At 71.2% G+C, this 20083-nt stretch carries 22 protein-coding genes; 7 read left to right on the top strand and 15 right to left on the bottom strand.

Features of this window, described 5'->3' with window-relative positions; genetic code table 11:
* Window position 1 precedes the first annotated feature (1 nt).
* From AB0I12_RS13095 to AB0I12_RS13085, 3 genes are read right to left on the bottom strand one after another with little or no spacing between them, the layout of a single operon-like run.
* On the bottom strand, window positions 2-1192 hold the full coding sequence (locus AB0I12_RS13095) for an acetate kinase (RefSeq protein ID WP_359928731.1): 1191 nt from the start codon (window positions 1190-1192) through the stop codon (window positions 2-4).
* Window positions 1189-3267 carry a phosphate acetyltransferase gene (gene pta, locus AB0I12_RS13090; protein ID WP_359928730.1) on the bottom strand — a complete coding sequence of 693 codons (2079 nt, stop codon included), beginning with the start codon at window positions 3265-3267 and terminating at the stop codon, window positions 1189-1191. The genes AB0I12_RS13095 and pta overlap by 4 nt, the downstream gene beginning before the upstream one ends.
* Before the next feature lie 10 nt (window positions 3268-3277).
* Window positions 3278-3901 (bottom strand): TetR/AcrR family transcriptional regulator, encoded by a 624-nt coding sequence (locus AB0I12_RS13085; protein WP_359928728.1) that lies wholly within the window; start codon window positions 3899-3901, stop codon window positions 3278-3280.
* A 90-nt stretch (window positions 3902-3991) separates the two neighbouring features.
* Between AB0I12_RS13085 and AB0I12_RS13080 the strand changes: the two genes are divergently transcribed.
* Window positions 3992-4741, top strand: a complete 750-nt coding sequence (locus tag AB0I12_RS13080) for an SDR family NAD(P)-dependent oxidoreductase (protein WP_359928726.1) — start codon at window positions 3992-3994, stop codon at window positions 4739-4741.
* A gap of 49 nt (window positions 4742-4790) precedes the next feature.
* On the opposite strand, the gene AB0I12_RS13075 is transcribed toward AB0I12_RS13080, so the two are convergent.
* The 3 genes from AB0I12_RS13075 to AB0I12_RS13065 form a co-directional block, all read right to left on the bottom strand.
* Window positions 4791-5180, bottom strand: a complete 390-nt coding sequence (locus AB0I12_RS13075; RefSeq protein ID WP_359928724.1) for a VOC family protein — start codon at window positions 5178-5180, stop codon at window positions 4791-4793.
* Window positions 5181-5243: 63 nt separating this feature from the next.
* Entirely contained in the window at window positions 5244-5978 is a 735-nt protein-coding gene (locus AB0I12_RS13070; protein WP_359928722.1) for a YafY family protein, read from the bottom strand.
* 31 nt (window positions 5979-6009) lie between these two features.
* Window positions 6010-6636, bottom strand: a complete 627-nt coding sequence (locus AB0I12_RS13065) for a VOC family protein (RefSeq protein ID WP_359928720.1) — start codon at window positions 6634-6636, stop codon at window positions 6010-6012.
* Between the two features lie 126 nt (window positions 6637-6762).
* Between AB0I12_RS13065 and AB0I12_RS13060 the strand changes: the two genes are divergently transcribed.
* Window positions 6763-8478, top strand: coding sequence for a sodium:proton antiporter (locus tag AB0I12_RS13060; RefSeq protein ID WP_359928718.1), 1716 nt, complete (start codon window positions 6763-6765; stop codon window positions 8476-8478).
* A gap of 3 nt (window positions 8479-8481) precedes the next feature.
* Here the strand turns inward: AB0I12_RS13060 and AB0I12_RS13055 are convergent, their stop codons facing one another.
* Window positions 8482-9882, bottom strand: coding sequence for a sulfatase-like hydrolase/transferase (locus AB0I12_RS13055; protein ID WP_359928716.1), 1401 nt, complete (start codon window positions 9880-9882; stop codon window positions 8482-8484).
* Window positions 9883-9947: 65 nt separating this feature from the next.
* On the opposite strand from AB0I12_RS13055, the gene AB0I12_RS13050 reads away from it, so the two are divergent.
* The gene (locus tag AB0I12_RS13050; protein WP_359928714.1) at window positions 9948-11075 is read left to right on the top strand and encodes an ROK family protein; all 1128 of its coding nucleotides are present in this window, start codon (window positions 9948-9950) and stop codon (window positions 11073-11075) included.
* Window positions 11076-11133: 58 nt separating this feature from the next.
* Here AB0I12_RS13050 and AB0I12_RS13045 read toward each other — a convergent pair whose 3' ends face one another.
* A complete protein-coding gene (locus AB0I12_RS13045; RefSeq protein ID WP_359928712.1) occupies window positions 11134-11409 on the bottom strand; it encodes a hypothetical protein in 276 nt (91 codons plus the stop codon).
* Window positions 11410-11511: 102 nt separating this feature from the next.
* Window positions 11512-11772 carry a hypothetical protein gene (locus AB0I12_RS13040; protein ID WP_359928710.1) on the bottom strand — a complete coding sequence of 87 codons (261 nt, stop codon included), beginning with the start codon at window positions 11770-11772 and terminating at the stop codon, window positions 11512-11514.
* 164 nt (window positions 11773-11936) lie between these two features.
* Here AB0I12_RS13040 and AB0I12_RS13035 point away from each other — a divergent pair, with 164 nt between their 5' ends.
* Entirely contained in the window at window positions 11937-12674 is a 738-nt protein-coding gene (locus AB0I12_RS13035; RefSeq protein WP_359928708.1) for an alpha-L-arabinofuranosidase C-terminal domain-containing protein, read from the top strand.
* Here the strand turns inward: AB0I12_RS13035 and AB0I12_RS13030 are convergent.
* The 5 genes from AB0I12_RS13030 to AB0I12_RS13010 form a co-directional block, all read right to left on the bottom strand.
* Window positions 12667-13239, bottom strand: a complete 573-nt coding sequence (locus AB0I12_RS13030; protein WP_359928706.1) for a GNAT family N-acetyltransferase — start codon at window positions 13237-13239, stop codon at window positions 12667-12669. The two genes, AB0I12_RS13035 and AB0I12_RS13030, sit on opposite strands and share 8 nt — an antisense overlap.
* Window positions 13236-14834 carry a RecQ family ATP-dependent DNA helicase gene (locus AB0I12_RS13025; RefSeq protein ID WP_359928704.1) on the bottom strand — a complete coding sequence of 533 codons (1599 nt, stop codon included), beginning with the start codon at window positions 14832-14834 and terminating at the stop codon, window positions 13236-13238. Before AB0I12_RS13025 ends, AB0I12_RS13030 begins: the two co-directional genes overlap by 4 nt.
* 22 nt (window positions 14835-14856) lie before the next feature.
* The gene (locus AB0I12_RS13020) at window positions 14857-15432 is read right to left on the bottom strand and encodes a dihydrofolate reductase family protein (protein WP_359928702.1); all 576 of its coding nucleotides are present in this window, start codon (window positions 15430-15432) and stop codon (window positions 14857-14859) included.
* Window positions 15433-15533: 101 nt separating this feature from the next.
* Window positions 15534-16259, bottom strand: coding sequence for a class I SAM-dependent methyltransferase (locus tag AB0I12_RS13015; protein ID WP_359928700.1), 726 nt, complete (start codon window positions 16257-16259; stop codon window positions 15534-15536).
* 15 nt (window positions 16260-16274) lie between these two features.
* Window positions 16275-16919, bottom strand: coding sequence for a VOC family protein (locus tag AB0I12_RS13010; protein WP_359928699.1), 645 nt, complete (start codon window positions 16917-16919; stop codon window positions 16275-16277).
* Window positions 16920-16991: 72 nt separating this feature from the next.
* Between AB0I12_RS13010 and AB0I12_RS13005 the strand changes: the two genes are divergently transcribed.
* Complete coding sequence (locus AB0I12_RS13005; RefSeq protein WP_359928697.1) at window positions 16992-17942, top strand: helix-turn-helix domain-containing protein; 951 nt, start codon at window positions 16992-16994, stop codon at window positions 17940-17942.
* Here the strand turns inward: AB0I12_RS13005 and AB0I12_RS13000 are convergent.
* Window positions 17939-18634 carry a GAF and ANTAR domain-containing protein gene (locus tag AB0I12_RS13000; protein ID WP_359929755.1) on the bottom strand — a complete coding sequence of 232 codons (696 nt, stop codon included), beginning with the start codon at window positions 18632-18634 and terminating at the stop codon, window positions 17939-17941. The two genes, AB0I12_RS13005 and AB0I12_RS13000, sit on opposite strands and share 4 nt — an antisense overlap.
* Window positions 18635-18805: 171 nt before the next feature.
* Here AB0I12_RS13000 and AB0I12_RS12995 point away from each other — a divergent pair, with 171 nt between their 5' ends.
* Together AB0I12_RS12995 and AB0I12_RS12990 are read left to right on the top strand one after the other, a co-directional pair.
* Window positions 18806-19465 carry a transglycosylase SLT domain-containing protein gene (locus tag AB0I12_RS12995; protein WP_359928695.1) on the top strand — a complete coding sequence of 220 codons (660 nt, stop codon included), beginning with the start codon at window positions 18806-18808 and terminating at the stop codon, window positions 19463-19465.
* Between the two features lie 11 nt (window positions 19466-19476).
* Window positions 19477-20082, top strand: a complete 606-nt coding sequence (locus AB0I12_RS12990; protein ID WP_359928693.1) for a DUF1684 domain-containing protein — start codon at window positions 19477-19479, stop codon at window positions 20080-20082.
* The last annotated feature ends 1 nt before the right edge of the window (window position 20083 follow it).

Here is a 20083-nt window from a genome sequence, read left to right as displayed (position 1 = left end):
ATCAGACATGCCCTAGCACCTCGACCGCCTGGCGGGCGATCTCCCATTCCTCGTTGGTGGGGACGACCAGCACGGCGACCGGGCTGTCCTCGGTGGAGGCGAAGCCGTCGTCGGGGTCGGCGTTCCGCACGGGGTCGACGTGGATGCCCAGGCCCTCCAGACCGTGCAGTGCGGCGGCTCGGACCTCGGCCGCATGCTGCCCGACACCGGCGGTGAAGACGATCGCGTCGACACGTCCCAGGACGGCGTAGTACGCGCCGACGTACTTCTTCAGCCGGTAGCAGTACACGTCGAACGCGAGCCGGGCCCGCTCGTCGCCGGCCGCGCGCCGGCGCGACACCTCGCGGAAGTCGTTCGCGCCGCTGAGGCCCTTCAGCCCCGACTCCGAGTTGAGCGCGCGGTCCGTCTCCTCCGCGGAGCGGCCGGCGACCCGCGCGAGGTGTCCGTGGATCGCGGGGTCGAGGTCGCCCGACCGGGTCCCCATGACGAGACCCTCCAGCGGCGTCAGACCCATCGACGTGTCCACCGACGTGCCGCCGCGGACGGCGGTCGCGGAGCACCCGTTGCCGAGGTGCAGCACGATCAGGTTCACGTCCTGCACGTCGCGGCCGAGCAGCCGCGCGGCCTGACCGGCCACGAACGAGTGCGACGTGCCGTGGAAGCCGTACCGGCGGATGCCGTACTCCTCCCGCCAGGCGCTGGGCACCGCGTAGGTGTAGGCGTACGGCGGCAGCGTCTGGTGGAACGCGGTGTCGAACACCGCGACATGCGGGAGGTCCGGGAGCAGCCGGCGCGCCACCTCGATGCCTTCGAGATTCGCCGGGTTGTGCAGCGGAGCCAGCGGAACCAGGTCGGTCACGGCCGCGATCAGGTCGTCGTCCACCAGCGCCGGGGCCGCGAACTGGTCGCCGCCGTGCACCACCCGATGCCCGACGGCCACGATGTCGACGTCACCGAGCGCGGGGCCGTGCGTCTCGAACGCCCGGACGGCGGCCTCGAGCGCGGCCTCGTGATCGGCGACCGGATGGTCGTCGTCGGCGTCGCCGTGCGGCCCGTGGTGCACGTGGTGGCTCTGGTCCTCACCGATCCGCTCGACCAGCCCGGTCGCCGCGGCCTCGCCCGACTTCGCGTCGACGAGGCTGTATTTCAGCGACGAGGACCCGGCGTTGATCACCAGCACGTGCTCACTCATCGGGCCGCCTCCTGCTGAGCCTGGATCGCGGTGATCGCGACCGTGTTGATGATGTCCCGGACGGTGGCGCCGCGGGAGAGGTCGTTGACCGGCTTGCGGAGACCCTGCAGCACCGGACCGACCGCGACCGCGTTGGCCGACCGCTGCACGGCCTTGTACGTGTTGTTGCCGGTGTTGAGGTCCGGGAACACGAACACGGTGGCACGCCCGGCGACGGGGGAGTCCGGCAGTTTCGTCCGCGCCACGGCAGCGTCGATCGCGGCGTCGTACTGGATCGGGCCCTCGACCGGCAGCCGCGGGGCCCGCTCCCGGACGATGTTCGTTGCCTTGGACACCTTCTCCACGTCGGTGCCGGTGCCGGACGAGCCGGTCGAGTACGAGAGCATCGCGACCCGCGGCTCCACCCCGAAGGCGGTCGCGGTCGCGGCCGACGAGATCGCGATGTCCGCGAGCTGTTCGGCCGTCGGGACCGGGTTCACCGCGCAGTCGCCGTACACCAGGACCTGGTCCTGCAGGCACATGAAGAACACCGACGAGACCACCGAGACGTCCGGGACGGTCTTCACGACCTCGAGCGCGGGCCGGATCGTGTGCGCGGTGGTGTGCACGGCGCCCGACACCATCCCGTCCGCGAGCCCGAGCTGGACCATCATCGTGCCGAAGTACGACACGTCGCGGACCAGTTCGCGGGCCCGGTCGAGGTCGACGCCGCGGTGCTGCCGCAGCCGGTGGTACTCGGCGGCGAACCGCTCGGTCAGGTCGCTGTGCTCCGGATGGACGACCTGGGCCGCGGTCACGTCGACGCCGAGGCTCGCGGCCTTCGCGCTGATCAGGGTCGGATCACCGAGCAGGGTGAGGTCGGCGACGCCGCGCCGGAGCAGGACGTCGGCGGCGCGCAGGATCCGCTCCTCGTCGCCCTCCGGCAGCACGATGTGCCGGCGGTCGGAGACGGCGCGGTCGACCAGCCGGTGCTCGAACATCAGCGGGGTCACCGCGCTGCTGCGGGCGAGTGCGAGCTGGTCGAGCAGCGCCGGGCCGTCGACGTACTGGTCGAAGAGTGTCAGGGCGGTGTCGATCTTGCGCGGCGAGTCCTTCGTCAGGCGGCCGCGGACGGCGGTGAGCCTGGCGGACGTGGCCTGCGTGCCGAGGCCGGTCTCGATGATCGGCAGCGTGACGCCGAGCCCCTCGATCAGCCGTTGCACCTGGCCGGGCAGCTCGAAGCCGCCGTTCAGCACGATGGCCGAGATCTGCGGGAAGGTCCGCGAGGCATGCGCCATCAGGACGCCGAGCACGACCTCCGGGCGGTCGCCGGCGGTGACCACCGCGGCGCCGTCGAAGAGCCGGTCCAGGACGTTCGGCATCGTCATCCCGGCGATCATCAGCCCGGTGACCTCGCGCGTGAGCAGTTGCGGGTCGCCGCTGAGCAGCGAGCCGTCGATCGGCGCGAGCAGGTCGGCGACGAGCGGCTGGTTCAGCACCGGCTGCTCGGGAATCGCGAACGCCGGCGCGCCGATACCGTCGAGTGCCGCGACCACCGGAGTGCTCTGGCCGTCCACGCGATTGGCGATCACGGCGAACAGCGAGCCGTGGTTCGCGGTCAGCTCGGCCGCGGCCATGTCGGCGATCGCCCGGACCTCGGACGGCGTCCGGCCGAAGCCGTTGACCACGAGCAGCACCGGCGCGCCCAGGTTGGCCGCGATCTTGGCGTTGAACGAGAACTCGGTCGGCGTGCCGACGTCGGTGTAGTCACTGCCGACGACGAGCACCGCGTCCGCCTGCTCGGCGACCGCGTGGTACCGCTGCACGATCGTGTCCAGCGCGGCCTCGGGGTCCGCGTGCACCTCCTCGTACGTGACGCCGGCGCCGTCCTCGTACGACTGCTCGACCGCGTCCTGCGCGATCAGCAGGTCGAGGACGTAGTCGCGGCCACCGTGGGTGGCGGCGTCCGCCCGCACGATAGGCCGGAACACGGCCACCCGCCCGACCCGGCGGGACAGTTGATGGAGCACGCCGAGCGCGACCGTCGATTTGCCGGTCGTCCCCTCCACCGAAGCAACGTAGACACTGCTACCCATACCGCGAACCCTACGAAACCGCGGGTCGCGTCAAGGCGTGCAGGTGGTCGATCATCGTGTCGACCGCGATCCGCAGCGGCGCCGGGTCGCGGCTCACCTGGCTCAGCAGCAGCCCGCCCTGGACTGCCGCGAGCATCGCGACCGCGAGTTCGCCGGGGTCCGCCTCCGAAGCGAGCTCGCCGCGCGCCTGCATGTCGGCCAGCCCCTCCCGGATCAGCTCCTGCCAGCGCGCGAAGGCGGCGGCCAGTTGGGTCCGGGCGACCGGATCGCTCTCGGACAGATCGCTGGCCAGCGACCCGAGCGGGCAGCCGCCGACACACTGCATCTCGGTCAGGATGTTGACCATCACGTCCCGCCACCGGCCGAGCGAGTCGATGGTGTCCAGCCGCTGCAGGCAGGTCTGCTGGATGTCGAGCGCCTGCGTCGCCTGGTGGTCGACCACCGCCGTCACCAGGGCGTCCTTGCCGGGGAAGTAGTGGTAGAGCTGCGAGGGGCTGACGCCGGCCGCGGCCTGGATGTCCTCGATCGTGGTGCGGGCGACGCCCTGCTCAAGCATCAGCCGCGCCGCGGCCGCGACGATCCGGTCGTGGGTCGCCTGGCCCTTCCTGGTCAGTCGCCGGGCGGTCTCGGTCATACCGCCCACCGTACGGATTTTGGAGTTGATACTCCAATTTCGTCGGCGAACTATCGGAGCGTCAACTCCGAACCAGAGGATGGAACCGATATGACGCAGGACTTCGCCGGCCGGACCGCGCTCGTGACCGGCGGCAACAGCGGTATCGGCCGCGCCGTGGCGGGGCAGCTCGCGCTGCGTGGCGCGCACGTGGTGATCAGCGGGCGGGACGCCGCCCGGGGGAGCAGGGCGGTCGAGGAGCTCCGGGCCGACGGCGGGACGGCGGACTTCGTGCCGGCGGACCTGTCCGACCTGGCGAGTGTGCGGTCGCTGGCCAAGCAGGCGATCGAGCTCGGCGGCGGGCACGTCGACGTGCTGGTCAACAACGCGGGGATCTTCCCGTTCGGGCCGACGGCCGAGGTGCCGGACAGTGACTTCGACGCGGTGTACGCCGTGAACGTGCGGGCGCCGTTCTACCTGGTCGCCGAGCTGGCCCCGCTGATGGCGGCGCGCGGAGCCGGCGCGATCGTCAACGTGACCACGATGGTCGCATCCATCGGCATGGCCGGGATGGCGGCGTACGGCTCGAGCAAAGCGGCGGTGGAGCTGCTGACCCGGGCTTGGGCGGCCGAGTTCGGGCTCGCCGGTGTGCGCGTGAACGCGGTCAGCCCCGGCCCGACCCGGACCGAAGGCACCGCCGTGATGGGCGAGAACCTCGACAACCTGGCCGGCACGACACCGCTCCAGCGTGTCGGCACGCCCGACGAAGTAGCCGCGGGCATCGTCTTCCTCGCCTCCGACGCCGCCTCCCTCGTCCATGGTGCGACCCTCCCCGTGGACGGCGGCCGCCTGGCCGTCTGACCCTCGACGACGGGTGCCCCCGCCGGTACACACCGGCGGGGGACCTGCATCACTCGGGGCGAGGGGTGAAGACCGCGAACTGGCTGCCGGACGGGTCGCGGAGGTAGGCGAAGTCCGGGGTGCCGCCGCCGGTGCCGATGCGCTTGTTCACCACGGTGCCGCCGAGCTGCTCGGCCTCCGCGCAGGTCGTCTCGACGTCCGCGACCAGGATGTAGAAGACGGCGTGGTTGGGCAGCTCGCCGTTGGTGGCGAACAGGCCGCCCATCGGCTGCTGCGCGCCCTGTGCCGTGATGTTGCGGTAGTCGAGGCCGCCGGACGTCAGGCTCCCGGACGACTCGAACGACCAGTTGAACAACCCGCCGTAGAACTTCTCGGCGGTCTCCGGGTCGTCGCTCGCGACCTCGAACCAGGCCAGCGTGCCAGGGGCGGGAGTACTCATGGATCTCTCCTTCGACGTAGAACGTGTCAACGAGAACCACGCTCCCAGCGGTTCGCGACAGCCCTATGTCGGTGTTGGAAAAAGATCCTCGGGACGCAGCGCGGCGGCCGGGAGCTTGGTCTCGTACCCGTCCACCTGCAGGCGGCCCGACGCCGGCGGCCGCTGCGGCAGCGTCGCCGACGGCTCGGCCTTGGTGATCCGGTCCATCCGGAACACCCGCTCCTCCTGACGCAGCTGACACCAGCCGGTCAGGTACGACCCGTTGGGCCCGACGACGAGGTGCTGCGGCTCGATCTCCCGGAGCGTCTCGACGCCGTCGCCGTTCGTGTACTGGATCCGCAGGACGCGGTTGTCGCGCACCGCCCGCCAGACCTGCTCTGCGATCGCGACGTCCGGATCCGGGACCGGCCGCACCAGCAGCCGAACCTTGGCCGCCGCGGCCCGCGCCTCGTCGAGATCGCGCTGCGGCATCGCGGCCACGATCTTCTGCAGCGCGGTCCGTGCGTCCCGCGCGAACAGCACGTGGTCGCCGCGGCTCAGCGCGACCGCGACCGCCATCGCCTCCCGCGCGCTGAAGTTGAGCGGCGGGAGGCTCATCGAACGGTCCACCGAATACCCTCCGGTGCGGCCCTGCTTGGTCGCCAGCGGAACGCCGGCCTGCCCGAGCGCGCTGAGATCGCGCTCGATGGTCCGCACGCTCACCTCGAACCGCGCCGCCAGCTGCCGCGCCGTCCGCCCTCGTGGCCCCGCCGCGCGCAGTTCCTCCGCGAGCGCGTACAGCCGATCGATCCGGTTCATACCCGCAGGCTAGGGGCGACCACGGACAGGTTTACTCCGGAAGCTCGGAGCCGGTGCGCTCGGCGACCATGTAGGCGGCGTACCAAGCCGGCCAGTTCTCGTCGGCCTTGCCGGTGCGGGCCTCGTGCTCGCCGTGGGCTGCGGCGGCGCGCTTGAGGGCGGCCTCGAGGTCGTCGACCGAGCTGTACGTCGCGTCCTCGACGCGCCCGGGCAGCCGCTTGGTGACCTCCTGCAGCAGCCAGGTGTTGCCGTCGGGGTCGCTGAACGTCGCGAACGAGCCGTAGCTGGACCGCTCGTCGGCCGGACCGGTCACCCGCGCGCCGCTGTCGCCGGGCTCGAACTGGGCGCCCGGCGCGGCCGGGTGGAAGACGTCGCTGACCTTGGCGCCGTGCGCGAGCAGCTCGGCCCGCGCCGCCTCGACATCCGTGACGACCAGGTAGAGGCCCTGCGCGGTGCCCGGTGCGGCCGTCGTGATGTTGGTGCCGAACTGGACCGAGGCGGGGGAGCCCGGCGGGGTGAACTGGACGACCCGGAACCCGTTGTCGAACGCGAAGTCCGCGTCCAGCCGCCAGCCGAGGCCGGTGTAGAACTCCTTGGCACGATCCGTGTCGGCGACCGGGACGACGACGGCTTCGAGCTTCAGGTCGGTGCTGCTCATGACTTCCTCCTGGGATCGACGTTTCTCGCTGATCACCAATCTGCCGCTCCGCGGCCCCCGTGACACCAGTGAGAATCCCTGGTCATTACCAGGGCACCCCGGTGCCCGGACCTAGAGTGCTGTCATGTGGACCACCAGATCGTTCTGATTGCCGGAGCGGGACTCGCGATCATGATCGCGGCCTCGGTGTTCGCGCGGCGGACCGGCGTCGCGGCGCCGCTGCTGCTGGTCGCGCTGGGGATCGGGGCGAGTTACCTGCCGAGTACGCCGGCCATCCACCTCGAGCCGGAGATCATCCTCGCCGGGGTCCTCCCGCCGCTGCTCTACGCGTCGGCGGTGCAGCTCCCGGTGCTCGACGTACGGCGGAACTTCGGGCTGATCGCGTGGCTGTCGATCGTGATGGTGATCGTGTCGGCGCTGGTGATCGGCGCGCTGGTGCACGCGCTGTTCCCGAGCATCTCGTTCGCGCTCGCCACGGCGCTGGGCGCGGTCGTGAGCCCGACGGACGCGGTGGCGGCGACCGCGATCGGCCACCGGGTCGGACTCCCGCCGCGCCTGATGACCGTGCTCGAAGGCGAGAGTCTCGTCAATGACGCCTCGGCGCTGGTCGTGCTGCGGACGGCGGTCGCCGCGCTCGCCGTCACCGCCCACTTCAGCCTCGGCCACACCGTCCTCGACTTCGCCTGGGCGGTCGTCGGCGCGATCCTGATCGGGGCAGCCGTCGGGCTGCTCACGGCCGTCCTGCGGCAGCGGCTCGACGACCCGGTGCTGAACACGACGATCTCGTTCGCCGTGCCGTTCCTCGCGTACTTCCCGGCCGAGGAAGCACACGCGTCGGGCGTACTCGCGGTGGTCATCGCCGGGCTGCTGACCGGAGCGCTCGGCAGCCGGAAGTTCAGCGCCCGGGACCGGCAGACGCAGGCGACCACCTGGACGACCATCAGCTTCATCCTGGAGAGCGGCGTCTTCCTCGCGATGGGATACCAGCTGCCGGAGCTCGTCGACGACGCCCGTGCGGAGACGACGCTCGGCGAGATCACCGCGCTCGTCCTGCTGGTGGTCGGCCTGCTGATCGTGCTGCGGTTCCTCGGTCTGGCGTGGCCGGGGCTGCAGGGCCGGCTCGGGCGGAACGACCGCACCGAGCAGGTCCGCGCGCAGCTGGATCAGTTCGAGGAGCATCTGGACTCGATGGAGCCGTCCGGTGCGCGCGAGGAGAACCGGCTCGCCTGGGCCCGCAAGCGGCTCGCGCGGGGCCGTGCGGACGCCGACTTCGAGGAGCGGGAGCCGATCACCGGTCGCGGCCTGCTGGTCCTCGCCTGGGCCGGGATGCGGGGCGTCGTGACGGTCGCCGCCGCGCAGACGATTCCCGCCGGTACGCCGCACCGCGCGACCGTCGTGCTCGCCGCGTTCATCGTCGCGCTGATCACGCTGGTCCTGTTCGGGCTGTCGCTGCCCGCGGTGATCGCGCGGATGCGGTTCCGCCCGGAGAGCGCCGAGGACAAGCGCGACTCGGTGCAGGCGCTGATGCGGCGGATCGGCGAGTCCGCGATCGACGCGGTCGGCCCGCTCGAGGAGCAGACCGTCGACGGCGAACCGCTCGACTCGGTCGTGGTCAGCACGCTGAAGGACCGGATCGTGCCGCGCCTCGTCTCCGGCAGCCGGCAGCTGCGCGAGACCAAGGCGGACACCCGGGAACAGATGGAGATCCTGCAGCGCCGCTACCTCGACGCGATGCGGGAGGCGCTCGGGAACGAACGCAGCATCGGGGCCTACAGCTCCGAGACGTACCGCCAGGTCGAAGGCTTCCTGGACACGGTCGAACAGCGCTTCACGACCGCCTGAGCCTCACCAGTCCGCGACGCGCTCCTGGCTGCGGTCCTCGGTGGCGACCAGGACGTCGAGGAGGAACTCCTGGAGGTCGGTGCGGATGTCCCGGTGCAGCGGGTCGTCCCACAGGTTCTGCACCTCGTCCGGGTCCGCGGCGAGGTCGTAGAGCTCGCCGGTCCGCTCCCTGGAGGTGGCGGGGGAGCCGTGCTGGACGACGAGCTTCCAGCGATCGCGCCGGAGCATCGTGAGGTGCACCGGCGGCGTGTACGGATGCCCGCTGTTGCGGTACTCGCTCAGCGCCCAACCGCGGCCCGCGGCACGCTCGGTGACCAGCGGCAACAGATCCTGCCCTTCACCGCGGACGGGCAGCCCGGCGGCGGTGAGGACCGTGGCGGACAGGTCGATCCACTGGACGAGCTCGTCGCAGCGGGTGCCGGCCGGGACGGCCGCGGGCCAGCGCACGACGAGTGGAACCCGCACGGCCTGCTCGTACAGCATCGGGCCCTTCAGCATCAGCCGGTGGTCGCCGAGCATCTCGCCGTGGTCGCTGGTGAAGATCACCAAGGTGTCCTCGGTGAGCCCTTCGGCGTCGAGCGCGGCGAGGACCCGGCCGACCTCGTCGTCGACGAGCGTCACCATCGCGTAGTACGCCGCCTTGACCTCCTGCAACTCCTCCGGGCTGTACGACGTGAAGCCGCGCGCGTGGCCGGCGTACGACGCGTGCGACGCCTCGGTCTGGATCGGCGGCTTGCCGGTCAGGTCGTCGGGCAGCGGGCGGCTGAGCTCCCGGTCGCGGTACCGGCGGACGTACTCCTCCGGGGCGCCGAAGCCGTGATGCGGATCGAAGAAGTTCGCGACGAACAGGAACGGCTTGCCGCGCTCGCGGGAGTGGGTGAGGAAGTCGATCGTCTGCTCGCCGATCCAGTGGCTGTAGTGCAGCTCAGTGGGCAGCGTGTCGTAGTCGATGTCCGCGCCCGCGAGGTCGGGGCGCAGCGTGCGGAGCCAGCGGTGGTACTCGTTCTCGGAGGAGCCGGGGTACGGATCGTGGGCCCAGCGGAAGACGCGGAAGCCGTCGTCGTGCCGCTTCTCGGAGCGGCCGCCGAAGCATGCGTTGAGGTGGAACTTGCCGACCAGGCCACAGTCGTAGCCCGCGTCGGCGAGGTCCTTGCTGAACAGCCGCGCCGCTTCGGGCAGGCCGACGCCGTTGGCCCACAGGCCGTGCTGGTGCACGTAACGGCCGGTCATCAGGCTGGCGCGGGAGGGAGCGCAGACCGGGTTCTGCACGTAGCAGTTGCCGAACAGCGCGCCCTGGCTCGCGAGCCGGTCGAGGTTCGGCGTGTCGATCTCGTCGTTGCCGGCGGCACCCAGCGCGGAGAACCGCTGCTGGTCGGTGCAGAGAACCAGGACGTTGGGCGGCATGCGGACCAGTCTATTAAATCTGGAACATTGACAAAAAGAGGGCGTGCCGGTCAGAGTCGGATGCCGTGGGGACGGAACCGTCCGGGCCGCTGCGGCTGCTCCGGGAGACACACGAGGAACGAGTGCTCACCGCACTCCGCACCCGGGGCGCGCTGACCCGTGCCCAACTCGTCGAGCAGACGAACCTGTCGCGCGCGACGCTCTCGTCGATCGTCCAGACGTTGCTCGGCCGGCAGGCCCTGACGGAGACGAGCGAGGAGGCGACCACCGGTCGGGGGCGTGGACGGCCCGTCTCGATGCTCACGCTGAACCCGGCCGGCGGGCTCGCACTCGGTCTGGACCTCGGCCACCGCGGCGTCCAGGTGACGATCGCGAACGTCGCGCACGAGGTGGTCGCCTCGGGTGCGGTCGCCTGCGCGGAACGGACGCCGTCGGCGCGCCGCCTGGAGCTTGCGCTCGATCTGGTCGACGACCTGACCAGCAGGCACGAGATCTCCTTGGCCGCGCTCGCCGGCATCGGGGTCGGCATCGTCGGGCCCGTCACGGCCGATGCGAGCCGGCCCGAGCCGGGTGCGGACTTGGTGCGCGACACTCTCGGCGCGCGTTTCGGCGTACCGGTGTTCGTCGACAACAACACCCGCCTGGCGGCGCTGGCCGAGGCGGTCTGGGGTGCCGGCGCGGGTGTGAGCAGCGCGTTGTATCTGCGGTTGTCGTACGGCGTCGGCGGCGGGCTGGTCCTCGGCGGGCGGCTGTTCGCGGGCGCGGGCGGCGCGGCGGGGGAGCTCGGGCACATCAGCGTGGACCGCGACGGACCGGCATGCCCGTGCGGCGGCCGGGGCTGCCTCGAACGGTACGTCTCGTTGACGACCCTGCAAGAGCGCTGCGCAGCCGTCCTCGAAGCGCGCGACGCCGAGGCTCACGAGGTCTTGGCCGAAGCCGGCACGCGGATCGGTGAGGTGCTGGCGGCGGCCTGCAACACGGTCAACCCGGAGGTCGTCGTGGTCGGTGGGGAGCTGGCCGAGACCGGCGACCCCCTGTTCGAGCCGCTGCGGGCGGCGTTCGGCCGGTACACCCACAGCCAGGTCCGCCGGACCGCGCGAATCACCCACGCGGCGCTCGGTCCCGACGCCGCGGCCCGCGGCGGCATCGCCCTCGTCCTCACGACAACGCCACCGGAGGCCTCCCGCCCGTGACATCCGCCGCCACGATCGACATCCACCGCGACCGGCGCCACACCATCGACCCGATGATCTACGGGCACTTCCTGGAGTCCGCGTTCTTCGGCAACATCGAGGGCGGCGTGTTCGACGAGGGCTCGCCGCTGGCGTACGGCGGAGGCGGCGCGCGCAACGGCTTGCGCAGCGACGTGATCGAGCTCTGCCGCGAACTCGGGCTCCCGGTGGTCCGCTGGCCGGGCGGCAACTTCACGTCGCCGTACCGCTGGGAGGACGGCGTCGGCCCGCGGGAGTCCCGGCCGCGGCGGCTCGAGCTGGCCTGGGGTTCGGAGGAGACCAACCGCTTCGGCACGGACGAGTTCCTCGCCTGGTGCGCCGAGGTCGGCACCCAGCCGTATCTGGCCCACAGTTGCCGGGACGTCGACGACGCGGTCCGCTGGGTCGAGTACACCAACTACGGCGGCGACACCGAGTACACCCGGCAGCGGGCCCGCAACGGCCACCCGGCGCCGTACGGCGTGAAGTACTGGGGCCTCGGGAACGAGGTGTACGGCGACTGGCAGATGGGGCACCGCAGCGCCGCCGCGTACGCCGCCGACGCAGCCGAGCACGCCCGCTTCATGCGAGCCGTCGACCCGGCGCTGAAGTTCGTCGCGGTCGGGAAGGCCGACGACCGCGACGGCTGGACCGAGACCGTACTAGGGGCTGTCGGCAACCAGATCGACTACCTGTCGTTCCACCTGTACGGCGCGACGACGCAGCTGGCCGACGGCGCCGCGGAGTACGAAGCGATCGTTGCCCAGTCGCTCTATTTCGAGCAGCAGATCGCCGGGTACTCCGACCTGGTCGAACGTTTCGCCGGGGGACCGCCCGCTCGCGTTGTCACTCGACGAGTGGAACATCCGGCACGTCGAACCGGCCGCCTGGCCGGACCCGCAACCGTCGGCCGACGGCGGCACCGTCGCGCGCGACGTCGACGGCCTGCCGACCGCGCCGGCGCACCGGGTGAACCGGTGGAGCCCGAGAACGCTCGCCGATGCGCTCTTCTACGCCGGTGTCTTCCACGCCCTGCACCGCGCCGGCGGCCGTCAGGTCCCGGTCGCGATGGCGAACACGGTGAACCTGCTCAACGCGAACGGCGTCATCGTCGCGCGGCCCGGCGGTGCGGTGCGCGCGGCGACGTACCACGTCTGGGATCTGTACCAGAACCACCTCGGCCCGGTCGCACTGTCCGCCGACGTCCGGTCGCCGGGCAGGCTGACCGCCGTACGGCAGGGGGACGAGCGCGACCGCCGGGGCGAGCTCCGCAGCTACCCGGCGACCGTGCCGGACCTCGACGTCTCCGCGACGCAGACGACCGACGGCCGCTCGCTCCGCGTCGCCGTCATCAACCGTCACCGCGACACGGCGATCCGTGCCGCCCTGACGCTCGACGGCGGCCGGCTTCCGGCCCGGGCGGCGGTGACGCAGTTGAGCGCGGACGAGGTGCTCGCGACCAACACCCTGACCACACCGGACGCCGTCAGCCTGCGGGATCTGGGAACCGCCGAGCTGGCGGACGGCGACTACGACTTCCCGCCGCACAGCATCACCTTGCTGCGCTTCGATCTCAGCTGAGGTCGAGGCGCATCAGGATGCGGGGATGCCCGGCCAGTGTCGACGTGGTGTCCGCGGCCTTGGCGAACCCGGCGCGCTCGAAGTTCTTGCGGATACCGGCGTACGCCATCGTCAGATCGACCTTGCTGCCGCCGTTGTCGAGCGGGTAGGCCTCGACGGCGGGCGCTCCGTTCGCGCGGGCGAAGTCGACCCCACCGGCGATCAGCGCGTGCGAGATCCCCTGACCGCGATGACCCGGCCGGACCCGGATACACCACAACGACCACACCGGCAGGTCGTCCACGTGCGGGATCTTCCGGTTGCGGGCGAACGTCGTCTCCGCGCGCGGTGCGATGGCGGCCCAGCCGACCGGCGTGTCACCGTCGTACGCGAGCACGCCGGGCGCCGGGGTCGCCGCGCACAGGCCGGCGACGTACTCGGCGCGTTCCGGGCCGCGCAGCGCGTTGTTGAGCTTGGACGGGATGCGGTAGCTGAGGCAGAAGCAGACGTTGGCCGTCGGCGACTTCGGCCCGATCACCGCCCGCACGTCCTCGAAGACACTGGCCGGCCGTACGTCGATACTCATGGCGCCACCTCGGCCTGCAGGAGCTGGTTGTGGATCATGAACGCCGTGCGGAGCTCCTTGTAGCCGACCCGGTCGAACAGGACCGTCATTGCCGTGCCGTCGTAGTGCTCGACCAGCCCGGCTCCGAAGGCGCGATGCACGACCCGGCTGCCGACCGGGAACGGCTGGTCCTCGGGCGGCGCCGCGGTCCGGCCCGCGAGGTCGTTGTCGCAGTTGCCGCACGGGCCGTCGTACCGCTCGCCGAAGTAGCTGAGCAGCCACTCGCGCCGGCATCCGCCGTACTCCGCGTAGCCGGCCATCATCTCCACCCGGGAGCGGGCCACCTCGCGACGGTCGTGCTCGACCGCCGAGGCCGCGGCGACGGCGGCGTCCACCGAGCGGGTCAGCCGGAACTGGTGGCCGACGGCAACGACTCGGGCGTCGGTCAGCCGGCCGAGAGCACGCTCGACCCGGGCGGTGCTCAGACCGGTGGCCTGGGCCAGCGCGGGGACGTCCTGCGGCCGGTGGTCGTGGATCGCGGTGGCGACGGCGAGCAGGTCCTCGTCGGTGACGCCGCCAGAGGCGAAGAAACGGTTCAGACCGAGGTCGGCGTGCCGGAAGAACAGTTCGATGTCGGCCGGTTCGCCGTCCCGTCCGGCGCGGCCGATCTCCTGGTAGTAGGCGTCGACCGACGCCGGCGCCTCGGCGTGACTGACCCAGCGGATGTCCGGTTTGTCGATCCCCATCCCGAACGCGATCGTGGCGACCACGACCCGGCAGCCGCCGGCGAGAAAGGTGTCCTGCACCTCACGGCGCTGCTTCGCCGGCAGCCCGGCGTGGTACGCCTGTGCAGCGACGCCGGCCGTGTCGAGTTCGTGCGCGAGCTCCTCGGCATGCCGATGCGTGCCGACGTACACAATGCCCGGCCCGCGCGACGAGCGGACGTGGCTGAGCAGCCGGCGGTTCTTCGTGTCGTCGTCGGCGAAGGCGAACACGGCGAGGTTGAGGTTGGGGCGGTCGAACCCGCCGACCACGACGGCGGGTTCGTTCAGCTCCAGGCGATGCACGATCTCCTTGCGGACCGGCGGCGCGGCGGTCGCCGTGAGCGCGAGGACCGGCGGCCGTCCCATCGCGCGGATCGCGGTCGCGAGCCGCAGGTAGTCCGGCCGGAAGTCCTCACCCCACTCGCCGACCAGATGTGCCTCGTCGACGGCCACCAGCGTCGGCCGGGACGCGGCGAGCAACTCCAGTACGTCGGGATGCGTCAGCTGCTCGGGGGAGAGCAGGACGAAGCCGGGCCGGTTGCTCGTCAGCAACTCGTGGGCGGCGTGCCGGCCGGCGCGATCGGTCGCGTTCAGTTCCGCGACCTCGACACCGGCCGGACGCAGTGCCCGTAGCTGATCCCGCTGCAACGCCACCAGCGGGCTGACCACCACAGCCACCCCGCCCAGCGCCAGGCCGGCCAACTGGTAGATCGCGGTCTTCCCGGTGCCGGTGGCCAGGACGGCGAGCACATCCCGCCCGTCGAGCACAGCCCGTACGGCGTCCTCCTGGCCGGCCCGCAGGGACTCGAACCCCAGCCGCTCGCGGGCGAGTGCTACGACGTCGACACCCATGCCCCGAACCGTAGTACAGCGATCAGTGCTGGACGGAGTACACCAGCTTCTGGATGCCGTTCTTGTAGGACTCGCTGGAGACGAGCTCGAGGTTGGTCTTGTCGCGGTCGGCGTCGCTGAAGAGGCGCTTGCCGGCGCCGAGCAGGACCGGGAACACGAGCAGGTTGTACTGGTCGATCAGGCCCGCGTCGGACAGGTTGCGGTTAAGCGTCGCGCTGCCGTTGATGATGATCGGGCCGCCGTCGGTCTCCTTCAGCGCCGCGACGTCGTCGAGGGACCGGAGGATGGTGGTCTCGCCCCAGTTCGTCACGAGGTCGCTGTCCTGCAGCGTGGTCGAGACGACGTACTTCGGCATCGCGTTGTAGCCGGCGAACTCCTGCGTCATCCCCGGCCAGACCGGCGAGAACGCCTGGTAGCTGACCCGGCCGAGCAGGAGCGCGGTGGCCTCGGTCTGCTCCTCGCCCTTGAGCGCGTAGGCCGCCTCCTCGAACGCGATGTCCTTGAAGGTCCAGCCGGAGTTGCGGTAGCCGGGCTCGCCACCGGGGCCCTCCACGACGCCGTCGAGGGAGATGAACGCGGTGCTGATGAGGGTACGCATCTGGTGCTCCTTGGATCAGTGGTGCTCAGTGGTGTCTGGTGCTTGTGCCTGTGCGTCGTGCGGGTGCCGAGCGGCTCGACATGCGTTGAATGTGACGCCGGTCACACAGCCTGGATGATCCAGGCCGCGGAGTCGAACAGGATTCCGTCGTCGCTGTCGCGCGCGGAGAGCATCGCACGCAACGCCTCCCGGGCCCGGTCGGCCTGAGCGGGAGCGAGCTCGGCGAGAAGGGCCTGTGGCTCGCGGAGCCGGAGCGCGTTCTCGTACGCCGACTCGACGTCGGGGCCGTAGTACAGCCGTTCGTGGACCGCGGTGAAGGTGGGATCGGCGAAACCTGCGGACGTCAGCACGTCCCGCGCGACATCGCGGCTGCCGAGCGTGAACGGCGACTCGTCGCGGAAGGCGCCGCCGATCGTCTCCGGAATCACCCGCGCCCACTCGTTGGCGGCCCGCGGCTGCCAGACCATGACCACGAGCCGCTCGCACGCCCGCCGCAAGTTGGCGAACGCGCGCACCGGGTCGTCGAAGAACATCACGCCGAACCGGCTGATCCCCACCTCGAACGCCGCCGGCCCGAAGTCGTACGTCGCCGCGTCGGCCAGCAGATAGCTGACGTGCCCCTCGGAGGTGTGCCGCCGGGCGTGCGCGAGCATCCGCTCGGACACATCCACCCCCACCACCCGCCCCGGCCGGGCGTCCGCGGCTGCCGCCCGCGTCGTCTGACCACCCCCGCACCCGACATCCAGAACCCGGTCCCCGCTCTGCACGCCGCAGGCGGCCCGGAAACGCGCCTGCAGGAACCGCATCTCGGCGTCGTAGTCGAACACGCCGCCAAGGCTAGATCAGGCAGGGACGAAGCGAATCGAGTTGCCGTCGGGGTCCTGGGTGTCGGGCCCCGGGGTGGTCGTTGCGAAGGCCAGGTGGGCGATCGAGGCGGCCGGCGGGGATGCGAGTTCGAGTGTGTCGGCGCCGAGGCGGAAGGTGTTCTCGCCGACGTGCTCCATGCCGAGATGCGTGCCGTAGAACTCGGCCGCCGCGTCGAGGTCGGGGGCCGCGACAGCGACGTGGGTGAACGCCTGGACCGGCCCTGCCGTGATCGGCGGGACGCGGAACTCCTCCGAGCGCTGCAGCAGTTCGACCCGCACGCCGTTCGGGTCGGACAGGAACGCCAGCCGCCCTTGCCCGCTGCCGGCCACTCGCGGCGACGAGATCTCGGCGTACCCGAGCGCCGTCAGCCGCGCGTAGTCGCCGTCGAGGTCGTCGGTCATGAAGCCGATGTGGTTCAGCCCGTACGACGCCTGCGCGTCGGGCTCCTCGTGGTGCAGCAGTTCGACCAGGCCGGTCGCCAGCTGGATGTGCACGCGATGCACGCGCGGACCGGCCATGAACAACCGGTCGACCACCTTCGCCCCGAGCCCGCCGTAGAAGGCCAGACTCGCCTCGAGATCCCGCACCCGACCGCCGACATGGTTCAGCTCGTAGATCACCCCAGCACTGTAGCAAGCGTTTTCCGAGGCTGCTGGTCGCCAACGAGTGCCGGTGGCGTGCAGGATGGGGCCATGGAGTCACTGGTGTTCGAGAGCCAGGACCTCGGCCGGACCGAGGAATTCCTGAACCGGGCGTACACGAAGATGCAGATCGGCGGCGGCCCGGCCGGCGTGCACACGCGGATCGCGCGGGCGGCCGCCGAGTCGATCACCGTCGACCGGATCGACATCGGGTTCGAGATGAGCTACGACGCCGACCCGCTCGGCAAGATCTGCCTGTGCGAGGTGTACACCGGCCGCATCACGGATCACGCGACCGACGGCTGGGAGGACGCGTTCCAGCCGGGGGACGTGGTGTCGTTCGCGCCGCCGGACCGGCCGTACGCCGGGAAGATCCGCACGTCGTCGTACAGCATCACGATGTTCGACCCGGCGCTGCTGACCCGGGTGGCCGGCATCGGCCGGAAGATCGACGGGCCGGTGCGACTTCTCGCCCACCGGCCGCGGTCCCGCCAGGCCGCCCGCCACCTGTCGCAGACGATCGCCTACCTCGCCGACACGCTGCCCAACCCGGCCGTCCAGAACTCGCCGCTCGTGCTCGCGTCCATCTCGCAGCTGCTCGCCTCGAGCGTCCTGGCCGCGTTCCCGAACACGGCCGACGCCGACCCTCAGCAGATCGGCGCCGACAGCCGGGACGCGCGGCCCACGACGGTCCGCCGGGCGCTCACGTTCATGGAGTCGAACCTCGACCAGGCGCTCGCGATCGCCGATATCGCGGCGGCGGCCGGGGTCACCGTGCGTGCGCTCCAGACGGCCTTCCAGCGGCACCTCGGTACGACGCCGCTGGCCTATCTGCGCCGGCTGCGACTGGAGGAGGTGCGTGCGGAGCTCGTGGCCGCCGACCCGTCGCAGCAGACAGTTGCGGCAGTGGCCGCCCGGTGGGGATTCCACCACCACGGCCGGATGACCGCCGCGTACCGCGAGCAGTACGGCGAACTGCCGAGCACGACCCTGGCGCGTTAGGGAAGCTTGCGGGTGTCGATGAGCTGCTGGGCGACGTCTCGGAGCTTGGTGTTGGTGTCCTGCGAGTAGCGCTTGAGGACGGCGAAGGCGCGGTCGGCGTCCATGTCGAAGCGCTCCATCAGGATGCCCATCGCCTGCCCGACGAGTTTGCGGGCGTCGATCGCCTGGGCGAGCGACGCCTCGTGCCGCGCCGACGCCAGCGCGACGGACGCGTGCCGGGCCAGGATGTGCGCGACCGCCTCGTCGTCGGGCCCGAACGCGTCGGGGTCCGGGCTGTACAGCCCGAGCACACCGACCGCGCGGCGGGACTCCGCCCCAGTCACCAGCGGCACGTCGAGGACGCTGCGGACGTTGAGCGCCGTGACCTTGGCGGCCCACACCGGCCAGCGGTCGTCGGAGCCGGTGTCGCGAATCAGGACCGACGCGTGACTCTGCAAAGACTCGACCAGGGGACCGTTCTGGCTGCCGATCTGGAGCTCGAAGATCTCGGCGACCACCGGGTCCGTGACGGCGGCGACCTGCGCCCGCGCGCCGCGGGTCGCGAACGCGACTCCGGCGTAGGTGCAGTTCAGGGCCTGAAGGGCGAACTGCACCACGGCGTCGACGGTCTCCTCGACGCTCGCGGCGTCGTGGAGCTCGAGGGCGAGGCGCGCGAAGGCCGAGGCCGTCATGTCGCTCATCGGGTCGATCATGGCCATCTGTTCATCGTCTCCTGGCGGTCCGGCGGGGGTTGGCCGCCGTCGGGCCTGCCGTGCTCACATCATGCGGGTGCTATGACCGGTTTCGCCGCGATCTGTCCCGTTTCCCGCACAATTTGCGTTCTGCGGACAGGCCGGTGTTCGCCGTACGGCTAGGTTTGAGGGGTGCAGGTGGCGAAGCGGTGGGCGTGGGTCGCGGTCGGGGTCTTCGTGGCGGGGGTGTGGGCGGCCTGCTCGGACGACGGCGCCACCACCAAACCGGTGACCGCACCGGTACCCACCGTCAGCACGACGGTTCCCGCCAAGCCGACGGCGACGACCTCGAAACCCTGGTACGACGACTACGACCCGGCACACTTCGCCGCCGACGTCCGGCGCTACGCCCAGCAGGCCGGGATCAACCCACAGTTGCTGATGGCAATCTTGTACAACGAGTCGTACAAGCCGCACGACCCGAAGTTCGAGCGGCAGTGGGCCGAGGTCGACTCGGACCCGGCGTTCGGGATCGCGAACATGCACAAGCCCGCGTTCGACGAGACCAAACGCGGCCGCCCCTTCGCGAAGCGGAAGTGGGAGGAGCTGCCCGACAACCCCGCGCTGGCGATCCAGGCGGCGGCCTGGCACCTGCACGACCTCGCGCGACGGCTGCCGGCCGACCGCGCGGACCTCTACACCAAGGACGAGTTGCTTGCCCTCGGCTACAACGCGGGCGGCGGCAACATGCGGATCTTCGCCCGCGGCCGCAAGGCCGGTGCGCAGGCGCAGTCGTACCTCGACCGCCTGCACGGCAACTGGGCGAAGTCCGCCGAAGCCCTCGAGAGCTGACAGGAGCCCCTGTGACCTTCGCAGCACCCACGCTGGCCGTCGCCGACTGGCGCCAGCAGGTCTTCGCGCTGTACCGAGCCGTCCGCGCCGAGACCGACCCCGCCGCGGCGCACGCCCGGTGGCAGGCCACCCGCGACGACCTGCTGAGAAATCACCCCGCCTCACCGGTCCCGGTCGAACAGCGCGAGGGATACTCCGGCGCACCCGTCGCGCCGTACGACCCGCAGTACCGCTTCGAAGCGACCATCGACACCGACGTGAAACCCCACAGCTGGGAGTTCCTCTCGGCGACCGACGGCGTGATTCCGTTCTCCCGCGTCGGCGTCCTGCGCCTTCCGATCGGCGACCTTGACGTCTGGTGGCTGGAGTCGTACGGCGGCGGCCTGTTCGTCCCGGTCAAGGACCCGAACAGCGCGACGTACGGTGGCGGCCGCTACCTGATCGACACGGTCAAGGGCGCCGACCTGGGCGGTGACCTCGCCACCGGCCGGTTCGTCGTCGACCTGAACTTCGCCTACAACCCGTCGTGCGCCTACAGCCCGGACTGGACCTGCCCCCTCGCACCGGCAACCAACACGCTGGGTGCCGAGTTGCCGGTGGGGGAGATGGCAGGCTGAA

Source organism: Kribbella sp. NPDC050459 (genome assembly GCF_040655315.1).
Taxonomy (GTDB): domain Bacteria; phylum Actinomycetota; class Actinomycetes; order Propionibacteriales; family Kribbellaceae; genus Kribbella.
Note: the sequence above shows the minus strand (reverse complement) of the source record. Positions and strands in the feature narration are given on the sequence as shown.

Bases quoted from the DNA above. Each gene is read 5' to 3' on its own strand.
- AB0I12_RS13095 (WP_359928731.1), bottom strand. From the start codon at position 1,192: ATGAGTGAGCACGTGCTGGTGATCAACGCCGGGTCCTCGTCGCTGAAA.
- pta (WP_359928730.1), bottom strand. From the start codon at position 3,267: ATGGGTAGCAGTGTCTACGTTGCTTCGGTGGAGGGGACGACCGGCAAA.
- AB0I12_RS13085 (WP_359928728.1), bottom strand. From the start codon at position 3,901: ATGACCGAGACCGCCCGGCGACTGACCAGGAAGGGCCAGGCGACCCAC.
- AB0I12_RS13080 (WP_359928726.1), top strand. From the start codon at position 3,992: ATGACGCAGGACTTCGCCGGCCGGACCGCGCTCGTGACCGGCGGCAAC.
- AB0I12_RS13075 (WP_359928724.1), bottom strand. From the start codon at position 5,180: ATGAGTACTCCCGCCCCTGGCACGCTGGCCTGGTTCGAGGTCGCGAGC.
- AB0I12_RS13070 (WP_359928722.1), bottom strand. From the start codon at position 5,978: ATGAACCGGATCGATCGGCTGTACGCGCTCGCGGAGGAACTGCGCGCG.
- AB0I12_RS13065 (WP_359928720.1), bottom strand. From the start codon at position 6,636: ATGAGCAGCACCGACCTGAAGCTCGAAGCCGTCGTCGTCCCGGTCGCC.
- AB0I12_RS13055 (WP_359928716.1), bottom strand. From the start codon at position 9,882: ATGCCGCCCAACGTCCTGGTTCTCTGCACCGACCAGCAGCGGTTCTCC.
- AB0I12_RS13030 (WP_359928706.1), bottom strand. From the start codon at position 13,239: ATGAGTATCGACGTACGGCCGGCCAGTGTCTTCGAGGACGTGCGGGCG.
- AB0I12_RS13025 (WP_359928704.1), bottom strand. From the start codon at position 14,834: ATGGGTGTCGACGTCGTAGCACTCGCCCGCGAGCGGCTGGGGTTCGAG.
- AB0I12_RS13020 (WP_359928702.1), bottom strand. From the start codon at position 15,432: ATGCGTACCCTCATCAGCACCGCGTTCATCTCCCTCGACGGCGTCGTG.
- AB0I12_RS13005 (WP_359928697.1), top strand. From the start codon at position 16,992: ATGGAGTCACTGGTGTTCGAGAGCCAGGACCTCGGCCGGACCGAGGAA.
- AB0I12_RS13000 (WP_359929755.1), bottom strand. From the start codon at position 18,634: ATGATCGACCCGATGAGCGACATGACGGCCTCGGCCTTCGCGCGCCTC.